We start from the raw sequence: 14,951 nt of genomic DNA, 5'->3' as shown, positions 1-14,951 counted from the left end.
TAAAGAATTTTGTTCCCTTTTTTCTTAGCGGAATAATATTAAAATTTGGTTTTCACCCGTACGCTTTATAACGAAAAATCCACTTTCGGCTTTTGTAGCAATGCCATTGTCATTTGGACGACAATATCCATGAGTTTCGCAAGTGCTGTCATCACGTACTAACATTTGCCCAATTAATCCGACAGGAAGCCACTCGGCGCGATCTTTTCTTGCTACATATTTGCAAGCTGGATCCCATTCTGTATTTAAAAGAGGTTGTATTTCTTCTGTTTCCGTCCATACATATTGGCGTTTCCCAAAGTTATCTGTTTTATAGCGTTTTTGCCAACTTAAAGCCCCGCTATTTCCTATAAGTGCAGGGGTTGCACTAGATATTCCTAAAATGAACGAATCGTGTGAAGTAGCTACCCGAATTTTTTCTTCGCTACTAAATGTAACGAAATAACCGACATCAATAGGTTTATGACCTTCTGTTTCAAACATTTGCGCAAAATCCGTTCCGCTTGCATTGTAAGACGCGCCCTCAATGTACATTTCTCCATTATGTGCAAGCCATTTAGCACCGATATTATGGTCGGTGTCGTTTACACCATTTGCAATAAACCAAGAATAAGCTTCTTCTGCAGTGCCGAAGCGCCCCATAATATGGCTACCTGCAAAATGAGCTGTTGATGTATGATGACCTTCCGCATGAGAAGAGGAGCCGTTAGCGATAGTTGCGGTTCCTTCTGCGTGTGCTGCTTCGCCTAAAGCAGTCGTCTGTTTACCCTCTGCATGAGAATAAGCACCGCCTGCTGTCGTTTCACTTCCCTCACTATGCGAACTATGTCCAGTTGCTTTTGAGTTTGATCCTTCTGCATGAGAGAAAGAACCTTTTGCGTGCGTTAATAAGCCTTCCGCATGTGCTGCCATGCCTTCCGCATGAGAGTGAAGCCCCTCCGCATATGCATATCGGCCGCCCCTTTTAACTTTTGTATTTTCAGGTGTAGGTGTCTCAATTATGAGTGGTTTTTCAGTTTGTATATCATTCGATGAAGCTAATGCTTCTTTTATTTTTTTTACTTTGTTTATAATAGCAGCTGGAATTTCTGGTACCACTTTTTTATTTATTGCTACAGAAATATTTTCTTCCGCCTTTTCTTCTGTTTGGTTAGAATGTAGTACCTGTTCATCTTGATTTGAGAGCTGTTTATTTTTTTGTTGCATCTTTATTTTTTTACGATCGATTATGCGGCTCATCACAGCATTTTCTAAAGAGACATATGTTGGTTTTACTTTGCTTTTTTTTGATGACTCTTGTTCTTCCAGTTCTTCTATCGCTGCAGCTCGAATACTACACCAGTTGTTAATTCCGTACATGGGCAGATATAAAGGGGGGAATTTTCTTTTTTGTTTAGAAGATTTTTTCTTCATTCTGTCACCTCCTGCGACATTATATGTAGGGTAATTAAAAAAAGATGCACTTTATTGCATCTTTTTTTAATTACTTTACCCAGTTTTATATGAAATCTGCCTAAATAATGCTAAGTAAGGTAGTTATGAAATTGGACGGAATTTCTCAGCGACAAAAGGTAACGAAGAAGGGACAGAGATAGTCTCCATTTCAGGATAACGTAATCCGGTTAATTTGCCACCAAATACAGCACCAGTATCAATATTGACTGTCTGATTGACGAATCGAGGTTCTGCTACTGGTGTATGTCCATATACAATCCAAGCTTGCCCCTTGTATTCTTGCGCCCAATCACGACGGACAGGTGAGCCATCGGCATGCTTTTCTCCTGTAATATCGCCATATAATACAAAGGTTTGTACTTTTTTATCTCGTCTTCCTATGTAATCTTGCCGAATCCCAGCGTGACATACGATTACTCTTTTTTCATCTAGTATGTGGTAGAGCGGTGATTGTTCATAAAGAGTGGTAAACTTTTCTTTTATAATGTTTTGCTTACGAGAAGGAAGTGCTTCATATTCAGCAACAGTTGTTTCAAGTCCGTGAGCGACTGTTACATTACGTCCAAGGAAAAATCGATATAGTTTATTACAGTGATTTCCAGGAGCGTAATAAGCTTCTTTTTTATGTATGACAAGTTCCCATACAATTTCGATCATACGTAATGAATGAGGACCACGGTCTGTAATATCGCCAACGAATGCAAGTTTACGTTGGTCAGGGTGAACCGGTAGACCGCTACTCCAGTTATATCCTAGCTTCTCTGTTAAATTTTGAAACTCTTGGAAGCATCCATGAATATCTCCTATAATGTCATATTTCATATTTAAACCTCCATCGTATTTTTCATTAGTATATCTAAAAAAGGATAGAGATAAAAATATAGCGTTTTTTTGTTGTTCATTTAAACATAAAGATTTTCGTTCTTGAGCGAACATTTAAAATGAATCCAATCGCAATCATGTATGTAAGTAGTGAACTTCCTCCGTAGCTCATAAGAGGTAATGTTATCCCTGTAATGGGAAGTAATCCGATTGTCATCCCGATATTTTGGAATACTTGGAAAGTAAACATTCCGATTGTACCAGCGCAAATGTAACTACCGAAAGGGTCATTACTTTCTAAAGCGATATGAATCATTCGAAAAATGAGTAAGAAAAAAAGTGAAATAATGACACTTGCGCCTAGAAATCCAAATTGTTCAGCGACATTAGTGAAAATAAAATCTGTATGTGGTTCTGGAAAATATACTTGTCCATTTTCCCACCCTTTTCCTTGCATTTCTCCGGATCCAGTCGCTAAGAATGCTTGTCTTAATTGATAGCCTTGTGCATCATATTTGTAAGGTGCTAACCATCCGTAGAAGCGATTTAGTTGATATTCTTTTAAAATGTGTGCTTTAAAGAAATCTGTGTGAGTAAAAAAAATATATATTAATGTAGATCCAGCGACGAAAGTACCTGAAACTAATCCGAAAATAAAACGCCATCGTATGCCAGAAACTAGTATCATTGCTGCAAGCATCGCTGAAATGACCATTGTGTTTCCTAAATCTGGTTCTTTTGCAATAAGTAGTAGTGGTGGCAAACTTGTCGCAAATATTTTTCCAAGTAATAAAAAATCGTCACGCATTGTTCGGGAAAAATATTTCTCATTATGATTTGCTATAATTCTTCCAATGACGATAATTAAAAACAATTTCATAATTTCAGAAGGCTGAAAATTTCCGATGCCTGGGAGCCTGTACCAAGCAGTAGCGCCTTTAATTGTAACGGCACCTGGTACTTGAAGTTCTAGTCCAATAAGTAGTACCATTGCAAAGCTATACAAATACCAAGCAATTTTTTGATAACGATCGAAATCGATAATCATAATAACACCAATGGCTATAAATCCAATGAAGTACCATTGGATTTGCTTTAGTACAAAATTGACGTTTTGTAAAAATGGTGGTAAAGAGGCTTGCGCACTTGCAATAGCACAACAACTAACAATCCCAATGGCAAATAAAATAAATAGTAATACGTAGTCTATTTGATATTGAGAATTTGGATCTTTCAATGTAGGTATTCCTTTCTACTGCTCTTTATAGTAATGGATTTTATAGTATGAGAAAGAATGTATGAACTATAAGAATGATTCACATATAGTCCATACACTTTTGATTTTGCAGAGTAGTTTAATTGTTTAACTCTTTAATAATTATATCCAAACAATGGGAAAGACGTACATGTGCGTCAGGAAAAATATCTAATTGATGAAGATAGTATTTTAAGGAACTTTTACACCATTGGTAAGCACTAAGTAGAGCTGCTCTATAGTCCGTAGTATTTTGTAAAAAGCCATATTCTTTTGCTGTTATAACGAGGTGTGTGAAATCTTCACAACCTTGAAGGAGCTTATTGTGTATTTGTTGTCCAGCATGGTAGCGAAATTGACTTAAAGGCTCAGAAATGTATATTGCATTTCCTTTAGAAAGTAAAGAAATCCATGAGGCCATATCAACACTACAAGAATATTGTCGCTCTTTAAGGGTACCAAAAGGATCAGTGAGCAATTCTTTTCGGAACAAAGTAGTTGTAGGCTCACCGATAATGTTGTGCCCACCTTTTAACATCCAATTACCTAAAAATATCCCGTTTAATGGAGTGTCTTCACTATATAACCTTTGTGTTGGATGGGAATCACCGATTAGATTTCCATGATCATCAATACGTACTCGATAAGAAGTAACAAGAGCAAGATTTTTATTGGGATCTTGCTCAAAATAGGCCATCATTTTTTGTATTTTATGCTTATAAAACACGTCATCGTCCATTAAAAAATTTATATACTCACCATTTGATTTTTCTATGAGCATAAGGTCATTGTGAAATTGTCCTAGAGTAGGGATATTTCGAATGTATGTTATATTTTTATAATTTGGTAAGTATTGTTCGCGTATTAAAGTTTCTGTTTCATCATTTGTGCTGTCATCTCCGATGATGATTTCAATATTTGAATAAGTTTGTGCCAATGCACTTTCTAGAGCGATTTTAAAATAATGAGGCCGATTATAAGTGGGAATAAGGATGGAAACGAGAGGTGGATTTTTTTCATTCATCATACATAACTTCCTTTCAGAAGCTTTTTTTTGTAAGAACAATATCTTGGTAACTTGTATATTCATTTCTGCCGCACCATAAACCGTAATGCGGCTTATTAATTATTTCTAGGCCGTACTTATTCAATAGATTGCAAATATCTGTCTCAGGATAAGCAACTGCAAAATTCGGAATATCTTTATTCACAACGTAGCAATTTTCAATTCGATGATAAAAACCTAATGTACTTTGTCCTGCATTTAAATAATAGGACGATTCAGGATTTATTAGAAAGAATGTAATGAAACATCTCCCATCTTTTTTTAATACACGTACAATTTCAGATACGTAATGTTCTAATTCTTTTGGGAGAAGATGCGTAAATACAGAAGTTAAAAAGATAAAATCGAATGTTCCGTCTTCATAGGGAAAACGATATTGAGAGGCATCTTCTTTTCCTTCTGGATTATAGAATTGATTGTATATGTCAACATGTTCAAAGTGAAAATTATTACGCATAGTTGAAATGTTATTTTGACACCAAATAATTCCATCTTTAAACAAATCAAATCCATAATACGCTCCATCATCATTTAAGTAATTCATTAATGGTACAGCCATTCGGCCGACGCCGCAGCCTACATCTAATACTTTTTCATTTGATTTTAAAGCGCCAATTTGAATAAAATGCTTTAGGAACTCTTTTCCAACCTTTTTGAAGTCGCCACCTACATATTGGACGAGTTCAGGAGGGGGGAGTAAAGTCATTTCTTTGTTAAGTTCGCTCATGAGTATACCCCTTTCTTATGTGAGAATATGCAGTAACTCTATTAATGAAATTTTCAATTTGTAGTGAGAGAACACAGGAAAACAATTGTTATATGTAAGGAGATTCCGAAAAAAATATTTTGTTGGATTAGAAGTGAGAGAAGGATGAGTGAAAATGGGATCTCCTATAGATTAAATCTTTTTTATTCTTTTCTCCAATAAACGCCAAATACATCAATTTTAGTAATAGGGGCTTTTAAATTTCGTTGCTTTCTAAAGTCTGTCACAGCCTCAGCGCATGGTGGTAGCCCGTAGTCATCGATAATTATATAGCCACCTTTAGAAACTTTATCATATAAGTTCACGAGACCATCCATTGTGGATTCGTACATATCACCATCAAGCCGTGCAATTGCTATTTTTTCAATTGGTGCTGTTGGTAAAGTATCTTTAAACCAGCCTTTTAAAAATTTTACTTGATCATTTAGTAAATCATATTTTTTAAAATTCTCTTGTACTTGTTCCAAAGAGACGCGTAAGTAATCGAATGTGTGTAAATAATCACCGTAATCTTTTGGATATTGTTCTAGATTCGGTGCTGGCAAACCTTCAAATGAATCTGCGACCCACACATTACGATTCGTAATGTTGTTTGCTTGTAAAAAACCATTCATAAAAATGCATGATCCTCCGCGCCATACACCTGTTTCAATAAAATCTCCTTCTATATTTTCACGAACAACGGTTTCCATTGCCTCTTGTAATTGGTTCATACGTTCTCGACCAATCATGCTATGTGCTGCTCTTGGCCAATCCATTCCATCATGACGTTCACTTTTTGAAACATTTGGTTTTACAATTTTTAAGTTATGGTTTTCAGCATATTGCTTAATGAATAAAGGGAGGGGGACTGTAACTGGTTCGAATTCTAGTTCTTTCGAAATATGTAGAGATGCGGGTAAGTATGCCTCATATTCCAACCATATTTCAAATAAAATTGTCTTCTTTAGCAATTCGAGATAAAGCTGAACAGCAGATTTACTTTCCATATTTGTGCCTCCTGCAAAATGTCATACAACAATATGATTATGTAGATAGCGAATGTTTCATGATTGAATTTAAAATTGAAAAAGCAGTAAAACTGATAACAGTTCTACTGCTAAGTAAAAAATTAAGCAACTTTTTCAATAATAATAGATGCATTTGTACCAAGAGCTAATGATAGCCCAAGTCCTGTAACGATTACTTCAACTAATGATGGAGTTGTCGTAATTTGCGTAATTGCTTGAACAACGATAGGTGCTCCAACTGAGATTAAAGTAGCCCCAGTACCTGGTACAGATACCCCATTTACTTGGATTGTAAGCCCCCCTAATACACTTATTGCCGCAGTATATACGATAACAGTGATTTTATAGAATCCAGTTTCAGCAATAACGAAAGTATCAGCATCTAATTGAGAAATTGCTGTACCAAACTGAGATCCAACAGTATTAAATGGTACTGGAGCATTAAGTCCAAGATCTAAAGAAATTCCAGCGGAGTTAAATGCATACAATCCTGCTGGAAGTCCTAGTCCGGATGGTCCAGTCGGTCCAGTCGGTCCAGTAGCCCCAGTCGGCCCCGTAGGTCCAGTAGCTCCAGTGTCACCAGTCGGCCCCGTAGGTCCAGTAGCCCCGGTGTCACCAGTCGGCCCCGTAGGTCCAGTAGCCCCAGTGTCACCAGTCGGCCCCGTAGGTCCAGTAGCCCCAGTGTCACCAGTCGGCCCCGTAGGTCCAGTAGTCCCAGTGTCACCAGTCGGTCCAGTCGGTCCAGTCGGTCCAGTCGGCCCAGTCGGTCCAGTTGGCCCAGTCGGCCCAGTCGGTCCAGTTGGCCCGGTAGGTACAGTCGGCCCCGTAGGTCCAGTCGGTCCAGTTGGCCCGGTCGGCCCAGTCGGAAGGGTAAACGGTGGTATCGGTGGTAATGTAGGTCCTACAAGATTAGGGTCAAATGCACTAGCTGATAAAGATTCATCGGGATTTAATCCATTTGAATAATTATTATTTGACATAAATTCACCTCCATAAAGCGTTCATTATATAGTAGATGCAAAACCGAAAGAAAATGACACGGACATTTGAATTATTGAAAAGAAATCTTAAACTACTTGAACAATTTAAAAAAATGGAAAGTTTAGTATATGTATAACATATGATTGATTTGGAAGAGGGTGATTATGTTGAACAAGCAAGGAATTACAATTAGTCTATGTATGATTGTTCGAGATGAGGAGGAGACAATAGCCCGTTGTTTAGACACAGTTGAAAAAATTGTGGATGAAATTATAGTGGTTGATACAGGCTCCGTCGATCGAACGAAAGAAATCGTAGAGAAATACACTTCTAACATATATGATTTCCAGTGGATTGATGATTTTGCAGCAGCAAGAAATTTTTCTTTTTCAAAAGCGACGCAAGAGTATATATTGTGGCTAGATGCAGATGACGTATTATTAGAAGATGCTCAAGAAGCATTGAAACTTTTAAAAAGAGAATTAGATCCTAAAATTGATGCTGTTTCGATGCCTTATCATCTTGCGATGGATTCTAACGGGAAACCTTTATATTGTACAAAAAGAAATCGACTTGTAAAGCGTGAAAAACAATTCCAATGGTTTGGAAAGGTTCATGAGTATTTAGCTATTTCTGGTGAGGTTTTTAGTAGTAATGTTGCTATTACACATAAAAAAGAAAAAAAAGTAACAAATCGTAATTTGAAAATTTTTCAAAATACTGTAGCGGCAGGAGAAGAATTGAGTCCGAGAGATTTATTTTATTACGCAAATGAATCTACGGATAACCAAAAATATGATGATGCAGTTCTTCTATATGAAACATTTCTTAATCAAGACGAAGGATGGTATGAAGAAAAAATTTATGCATGTGGTAAGTTAGGAGATTGCTATGCAAAGCTCGGAATGTGGGAGAAGGCAATCGAATCTTGTGTGAAGTCGTTTCGGTATGGCGTCCCTAGAGGAGAGAATTGTACAAGAATAGGATATATATATATGGAACAAGAAAAATATAATGAAGCGATATTTTGGTTTAAACTTGCAACGGAAGTACCAATGGCAACGGAAAGTCCTTTCCATAGTCCAGCTAGCTACACATGGCTACCCTATTTACAAATGTGTATTTGTTATAGCAGGTTAGGGGAGCAGGATAAAGCGTATTATTACAATGAATTAGCAGCTTCTTATGTTCCGAATAATGCTGCAATTGAATATAACCGTAAATATTTTCGGGGAGTTTTTGATAAACCATATAAAGTGTAATAGGTTTCGTTTTTTAGAAATGATTTATCGTTATTCTAACTCTAATAGATTGGTTATATATTAGAGTATCAGTAACGTAACCAATATAAATAAAAGGTTTTATACTACTATTTGTGGGCTAATAATCAGTGGGGGATGAACAAAATCTGCACTTTATAGAATTCATATGAGATTTATATTTCTAATTCAATTTGCATAAGGAGTGTGTGAAATGAGTCGCGAAAAAAGTTCTTTATATGAAGAAAAATCCGAGCATTATTATAATGCAGCGAATCCGAATTTATTAAAGCATATAAAAAAGGAATGGAAAGAAGTTCTTGATATTGGTTGCTCGAGCGGTGCATTGGGAGCAGCTATTAAAGAAAACGGTACACGTGTATCAGGAATTGAGGCATTTCCAGAGGCGGCAGAAAAAGCGAAGGAAAGACTAGATCATATTATTTTAGGGGATATAGAAAAAATAGATCTTCCTTATGAGGAGGGGCAATTTGATTGCGTCATATTTGGGGATGTATTAGAGCATTTATTTAATCCATGGGCTGTAATAGAAAAAGTAAAGCCATATATAAAGCAAAATGGTGTGATTTTAGCAAGTATACCAAACGTTGCTCATATTTCAGTATTAGCTCCCTTGCTTGCTGGAAATTGGACGTATACAGAATATGGTTTATTAGATAAAACACATATTCGTTTCTTTACATTCAATGAAATGCTAAGAATGTTTTTAAAAGCAGGATATTCAATTAGTAAAGTAGATCGTGTATATGTTGATCATAAAATGTATGAGCCGCTTATTGAGGAGTTATATGGAATTTGTAAAAAATATCGTCTTGGAAGTGGCTTCATGGCTGAGACAGTTGTATTTCAGTATATTATTGAAGCTGAAAAATCACAATTATGAGTGCTGCAGACAAAACAATATTATTTGTTACATGTATAAATGATCGGAAATTGTATGCAAACTGCGTGCGACATATATTGCAATTGTTAGTACCGCCAGGATATATTGTCCAATTTATGCCGATTCGAAATGCGAAAAGTATGACGAGTGGATACAATCAAGCCATTTCGCATCCAGCAAAGTATAAAGTGTATATACATCAAGATGTTTTTATTATAAATAGAGCCTTTTTATACGGATTACTTCAATTATTTGAGGAACATGAACATCTTGGTATGATTGGGATGGTTGGAGCGCAATATGTTCCTCCAACTGGTGTATGGAACGAAGGGCGTGGAATTGTAGGAAAGGTCATTGGTTATATGAATGATTTGTTTTATATGGCAAGTTTAGAACAACCGTATCATGAATCAAAAACATTTATTCCTGTAGAATGTATTGATGGTTTATTAATGGCGACACAATATGATGTTCCGTGGCGAGAAGACTTATTTGACGGATTTGATTTTTATGATGTATCTCAATCGTTTGAATTTAAAAAAGCAGGATATACAGTTGGTGTACCTGTACAGCGCGATGCTTGGTGTATCCATTATCATTTTGATGTGAATATGACGAACTATGAAAAGTATCGAAAAATATTTGTGGAACACTATATGTCAGATATAAATAAGGAAGAATAAAAGGGGGGACAAAAATGAAAGACCATACAATATTAGTCGTTGTTTGTGTAAATAATGAGGAGCTTTTCAAACAATGTGAGAGCCAAATAAGAAACATTTTTGTTCCCCCTGGTTATGTCGTACAAATTTTTCCGATACGAGATGCACAAAGTATGGCGAGTGCATACAACCGAGCCCTTTCATATCCAGCGAAATACAAAGTGTATATACATCAAGATACATATCTTATTAATCGAGACATGTTTTCTACACTTATATCTCTTTTTAAAGAAAATGAAAAGCTTGGTTTAATAGGAGTCGCTGGAGCTCAGTTTTTACCGAATAACGGGATATGGTGGGAAGGAAAAAATTTAGTAGGGAAAGTGATTGAGTATAGAAGACAGAATTATCAATTATTAAATTTAGATCAGGTTTTTTATGGTAATCAACCATTTTTGTCAGTTCAGGCAATTGATGGTTTATTCATGGCAACGCAGTATGATATTCCGTGGCGAGAAGATTTGTTTCAAGGGTTTCACTTTTATGATGTGTCACAGTCTTTAGAGTTTCAAAGGGCTGGTTATTTAATCGGTATCCCAAATCAAGCAAATTTATGGTGTATTCATTACAACGGGGATGAGTTTGATGCGGATACATATGAGAAGTACCGGAAAGTGTTTGTAGAACATTACAAAGATATATTATCTCCATCATAAAGGAGAGATGCAAAGTGAAAGGAATTATTTTAGCAGGTGGTACTGGATCTAGATTATATCCAATAACGAAAGTAACGAATAAACATTTACTTCCTGTTGGTCGGTATCCGATGATTTATCATGCGGTATATAAGCTAAAACAATGTGATATTACAGATATTATGATTATTACAGGTAAAGAGCATATGGGGGATGTTGTTAGCTTTTTAGGAAGTGGTCATGAATTTGGCGTGTCCTTTACGTATCGTGTGCAAGATAAAGCAGGCGGTATTGCACAGGCGTTAGGGCTTTGTGAAGATTTCGTCGGGAATGATCGTATGGTAGTTATATTAGGGGATAATATTTTTTCAGATGATATTCTTCCGTATGTTGAAGAGTTTGCAAATCAAAAAGAAGGTGCGAAAGTGCTATTGCAATCTGTAGAAGATCCCGAAAGATTTGGCGTAGCACATATTCAAAACCGAAAAATAGTTAAAATTGAAGAAAAGCCGAAAGAGCCGAAAAGTTCTTATGCGGTTACGGGAATTTATTTGTATGATTCGAAAGTCTTTTCTTATATTAAAGAATTAAAACCTTCTGCACGGGGAGAACTTGAAATTACAGATATAAATAATTGGTATTTAAAACGAGGGGTACTTACTTATAATGAAATGAGCGGCTGGTGGACTGATGCGGGAACTCATGCTTCGCTTCAAAAGGCGAATACGTTAGCACGGGGTATTAATTTTGGGAAACAGTTTAACGGAGAATAGGTGAGAATATGAAAGTTGTAGAAACAAATTTTACCGATGCAAAATTGTTAGAACCGAGGTTGTTTGGAGACGAGCGTGGCTTTTTTTCAGAGAGCTATAATAAGCAGGTGCTAGAAACATTAGGGATAACGTATTCATTTGTACAGGATAACGTATCTTATTCGGCTAAGGCAGGAACGATTCGGGGACTACACTTTCAAAAAAAACCGAAAGCACAAACGAAACTCATTCAAGTTATGCAAGGGGCAATTTATGATGTTATCGTTGATTTACGAAAAAAATCACCAACATTTAAACAATGGAAAGGATATATTTTAAGTGCAGATAACCATCGGCAGTTACTAGTGCCAAAAGGATTTGCGCATGGATTTTGCACGCTTGTCCCGCATACTATCGTTATGTATAAAGTAGATGAATATTATAGCGCAAAGCACGACTCTGGATTACTTTGGGAAGATAAAGATTTAGCAATTCCTTGGCCAGTAACAGATCCTATATTGTCCGATAAGGATCAGATATTGCCATTACTAGAGGAATATGAAGATAGTTTTTAAGTAGGAGAGTTGTTTATGAATATATTAGTAACAGGTGGGGCTGGATTTATTGGAAGTAATTTCGTTCATTACATGCTACAAAGTTATGAATCATATAAAATTATTAATTACGATGCATTAACATATAGCGGGAATTTAAATAACGTAAAATCTCTTCAGAATCACCCGAATTACTTTTTTGTAAAAGGAGAAATTCAAAATGGAGAGCTATTAGAATACGTTATAAAAGAGCGAGACGTAAAAGTGATTGTAAATTTTGCAGCTGAATCACATGTGGACCGTAGTATTGAAAATCCGATTCCTTTTTATGATACAAATGTAATTGGGACGGTCACTTTATTAGAACTAGTTAAAAAATATTCGCATATAAAACTTGTGCAAGTATCAACGGATGAAGTGTATGGCTCTTTAGGGAAAACAGGGAAGTTCACAGAGACAACGCCGTTAGCTCCAAATAGTCCGTATTCTTCAAGTAAGGCGAGCGCGGACATGATAGCTTTATCTTACTATAAAACATATCAATTACCGGTTATAGTAACGCGTTGTTCTAATAATTATGGGCCGTACCAGTATCCCGAAAAATTAATTCCGTTAATGGTTACGAATGCACTGGAAGGAAAAAAACTACCGTTATATGGTGATGGTTTAAATATAAGAGATTGGTTACATGTAACAGATCATTGCAGTGCGATTGACGTTGTGCTGCATAAGGGACGTGTAGGAGAAGTATATAATATAGGTGGCAATAATGAAAAAACAAATGTAGAAGTTGTGGAACAAATTATCACTCTTTTAGGAAAAACAAAAAAAGACATTGAATATGTTACAGATCGTTTAGGGCACGATCGTCGTTATGCGATTGATGCAGAGAAAATGAAGACTGAATTTGATTGGGAACCGAAATATACGTTTGAACAAGGATTACAAGAGACGGTGAAATGGTATGAAAAGAATAAGGAATGGTGGAAACCACTAAAAGACCAGTAAGGGGCATGTTACATGAAAGAGAGGGTTATCATAACAGGAGCAAACGGTCAATTAGGAAAGCAACTATTTGAAGAGTTAAACTCTGAAGAATATGATATATATCCATTTGATAAAAAGTTATTAGATGTGACAAATATATCCCGAATACAACAAGTAGTACAAGAAATAAAACCACATATAATTATTCATTGTGCTGCCTATACGAAAGTAGATCATGCGGAGAAAGAGCAGGATCTTGCATATAGAATAAATGCAATCGGAGCTCGAAATGTAGCGGTTGCTTCACAATTAGTAGGGGCGAAGCTAGTTTATATTAGTACTGATTATGTATTTCAAGGCGCCAGACCAGATGGATACGGCGAATTTCATAGTCCAGCGCCGATAAATATATATGGAGCCTCTAAGTATGCGGGGGAGCAGTTCGTCAAAGAGTTACATAATAAATATTTTATCGTTCGCACATCGTGGCTATATGGTAAATATGGAAACAATTTCGTGAAAACGATGATGCGATTAGGGAAAGAAAGAGATGAAATATCTGTTGTAGCGGATCAAGTTGGCTCTCCTACGTATGTGGCGGATTTAAATATGGTTATTAATAAGCTCATTCATACTTCTTTATACGGTACATACCACGTATCAAACAGAGGTTCATGCTCTTGGTTTGAATTTGCACAAAAGATATTTTCGTACGCCAATATGAAAGTGAATGTATTACCTGTTTCAACCGAAGAATTCGGGGCTGCGGCTGCGAGGCCAAAATATTCTATTTTTCAACATAACATGCTACGATTAAATGGTTTTTTACAAATGCCGTCTTGGGAAGAAGGATTAGAGCGGTTTTTTATAGAAACCAAAAGTCATTAACAAATTTCTGTTAATGACTTTTTTGTTTGCCTTTAAGCGGTTTTATGGTACTATAATTATAGTATCAGGTACTAATAACAAGTATAAGTATTTCTGGGAGGATATATCATGGAACTATTACAAGGGAAAACATTTGTCGTTATGGGCGTTGCGAACCAAAGAAGTATTGCATGGGGAATTGCTCGCTCTTTGCATAATGCAGGTGCAAAATTAATATTCACATATGCAGGAGAACGTTTAGAAAGAAATGTTCGTGAATTAGCGGACACATTAGAAGGACAAGAATCACTTGTATTACCTTGTGATGTAACGAATGATGAGGAACTTACAGCTTGCTTTGAAACAATTAAACAAGAAGTAGGTACTATTCACGGTGTAGCACATTGTATTGCTTTTGCAAATCGCGATGACTTAAAAGGTGAATTTGTAGATACTTCTCGCGATGGATTTTTACTTGCACAAAATATTAGTGCATTCTCTTTAACAGCTGTAGCAAGAGAAGCGAAGAAAGTAATGACAGAAGGCGGAAATATTTTAACGTTAACATACCTTGGCGGCGAGCGCGTTGTGAAAAATTATAACGTTATGGGTGTTGCGAAAGCTTCATTAGAAGCGAGCGTGAAATATTTAGCGAACGATTTAGGTCAACATGGTATTCGCGTCAACGCTATTTCTGCAGGACCAATTCGTACGTTATCTGCAAAAGGTGTAGGCGATTTCAACTCAATCTTAAGAGAAATTGAGGAGCGCGCACCACTTCGTCGTACAACAACTCCAGAAGAAGTTGGCGATACAGCAGTATTCCTATTCAGTGATTTAGCACGCGGTGTAACAGGAGAAAACATTCACGTTGATTCAGGGTATCATATCCTAGGATAAATATAATATTAATTTT

At 36.3% G+C, this 14,951-nt stretch carries 16 protein-coding genes; 9 read left to right on the top strand and 7 right to left on the bottom strand.

From position 1 onward, the window contains the following. Window positions 1-24 precede the first annotated feature (24 nt). From CQ064_RS03390 to CQ064_RS03360, 7 genes are all read right to left on the bottom strand, one after another. Window positions 25-1,413 (bottom strand): peptidase G2 autoproteolytic cleavage domain-containing protein, encoded by a 1,389-nt coding sequence (locus CQ064_RS03390; protein ID WP_000730511.1) that lies wholly within the window; start codon window positions 1,411-1,413, stop codon window positions 25-27. A 123-nt stretch (window positions 1,414-1,536) separates the two neighbouring features. Beyond that, on the bottom strand, window positions 1,537-2,277 hold the full coding sequence (prpE, locus tag CQ064_RS03385; RefSeq protein WP_000872701.1) for a bis(5'-nucleosyl)-tetraphosphatase PrpE: 741 nt from the start codon (window positions 2,275-2,277) through the stop codon (window positions 1,537-1,539). A gap of 76 nt (window positions 2,278-2,353) precedes the next feature. Then, window positions 2,354-3,514, bottom strand: a complete 1,161-nt coding sequence (locus CQ064_RS03380) for an FtsW/RodA/SpoVE family cell cycle protein (RefSeq protein ID WP_000654703.1) — start codon at window positions 3,512-3,514, stop codon at window positions 2,354-2,356. Between the two features lie 118 nt (window positions 3,515-3,632). Continuing rightward, window positions 3,633-4,559, bottom strand: a complete 927-nt coding sequence (locus tag CQ064_RS03375; protein ID WP_003269828.1) for a glycosyltransferase family 2 protein — start codon at window positions 4,557-4,559, stop codon at window positions 3,633-3,635. Between the two features lie 13 nt (window positions 4,560-4,572). Beyond that, complete coding sequence (locus CQ064_RS03370) at window positions 4,573-5,325, bottom strand: class I SAM-dependent methyltransferase (protein ID WP_001292840.1); 753 nt, start codon at window positions 5,323-5,325, stop codon at window positions 4,573-4,575. Between the two features lie 182 nt (window positions 5,326-5,507). Further along, window positions 5,508-6,353 carry a TylF/MycF family methyltransferase gene (locus CQ064_RS03365; protein ID WP_000444385.1) on the bottom strand — a complete coding sequence of 282 codons (846 nt, stop codon included), beginning with the start codon at window positions 6,351-6,353 and terminating at the stop codon, window positions 5,508-5,510. A 122-nt stretch (window positions 6,354-6,475) separates the two neighbouring features. Continuing rightward, window positions 6,476-7,354, bottom strand: coding sequence for a BclA C-terminal domain-containing protein (locus CQ064_RS03360; RefSeq protein WP_000069732.1), 879 nt, complete (start codon window positions 7,352-7,354; stop codon window positions 6,476-6,478). Window positions 7,355-7,519: 165 nt separating this feature from the next. Here CQ064_RS03360 and CQ064_RS03355 point away from each other — a divergent pair, with 165 nt between their 5' ends. The 9 genes from CQ064_RS03355 to fabI all read left to right on the top strand — a co-directional run bounded on the left by CQ064_RS03355 (window position 7,520) and on the right by fabI (window position 14,935). Continuing rightward, complete coding sequence (locus tag CQ064_RS03355) at window positions 7,520-8,617, top strand: glycosyltransferase (RefSeq protein WP_000932908.1); 1,098 nt, start codon at window positions 7,520-7,522, stop codon at window positions 8,615-8,617. Window positions 8,618-8,828: 211 nt separating this feature from the next. After that, a complete protein-coding gene (locus tag CQ064_RS03350; RefSeq protein ID WP_000085804.1) occupies window positions 8,829-9,518 on the top strand; it encodes a class I SAM-dependent methyltransferase in 690 nt (229 codons plus the stop codon). Beyond that, the gene (locus CQ064_RS03345) at window positions 9,515-10,201 is read left to right on the top strand and encodes a glycosyltransferase family protein (protein WP_001271180.1); all 687 of its coding nucleotides are present in this window, start codon (window positions 9,515-9,517) and stop codon (window positions 10,199-10,201) included. The genes CQ064_RS03350 and CQ064_RS03345 overlap by 4 nt, the downstream gene beginning before the upstream one ends. Window positions 10,202-10,215: 14 nt before the next feature. After that, window positions 10,216-10,896, top strand: coding sequence for a glycosyltransferase family protein (locus tag CQ064_RS03340; protein WP_000651524.1), 681 nt, complete (start codon window positions 10,216-10,218; stop codon window positions 10,894-10,896). 14 nt (window positions 10,897-10,910) lie between these two features. Beyond that, complete coding sequence (locus CQ064_RS03335; RefSeq protein WP_000676162.1) at window positions 10,911-11,648, top strand: sugar phosphate nucleotidyltransferase; 738 nt, start codon at window positions 10,911-10,913, stop codon at window positions 11,646-11,648. 8 nt (window positions 11,649-11,656) lie between these two features. Then, on the top strand, window positions 11,657-12,202 hold the full coding sequence (gene rfbC / locus CQ064_RS03330; RefSeq protein WP_000869417.1) for a dTDP-4-dehydrorhamnose 3,5-epimerase: 546 nt from the start codon (window positions 11,657-11,659) through the stop codon (window positions 12,200-12,202). 15 nt (window positions 12,203-12,217) lie between these two features. After that, a complete protein-coding gene (gene rfbB, locus CQ064_RS03325) occupies window positions 12,218-13,189 on the top strand; it encodes a dTDP-glucose 4,6-dehydratase (RefSeq protein ID WP_001024134.1) in 972 nt (323 codons plus the stop codon). A 12-nt stretch (window positions 13,190-13,201) separates the two neighbouring features. Continuing rightward, window positions 13,202-14,056: a dTDP-4-dehydrorhamnose reductase gene (gene rfbD / locus CQ064_RS03320; RefSeq protein ID WP_000664660.1), complete on the top strand. Its 855-nt coding sequence runs from the start codon at window positions 13,202-13,204 to the stop codon at window positions 14,054-14,056. Between the two features lie 108 nt (window positions 14,057-14,164). Then, on the top strand, window positions 14,165-14,935 hold the full coding sequence (fabI, locus tag CQ064_RS03315) for an enoyl-ACP reductase FabI (protein WP_000421885.1): 771 nt from the start codon (window positions 14,165-14,167) through the stop codon (window positions 14,933-14,935). Window positions 14,936-14,951: the final 16 nt, after the last annotated feature.

Source organism: Bacillus sp. MYb78, from assembly GCF_002975115.1.
In the GTDB taxonomy this organism is placed as follows: domain Bacteria; phylum Bacillota; class Bacilli; order Bacillales; family Bacillaceae_G; genus Bacillus_A; species Bacillus_A cereus.
The sequence above is the reverse complement of the archived record's forward strand: the minus strand, read 5'-3'. Positions and strand labels throughout refer to the sequence as shown.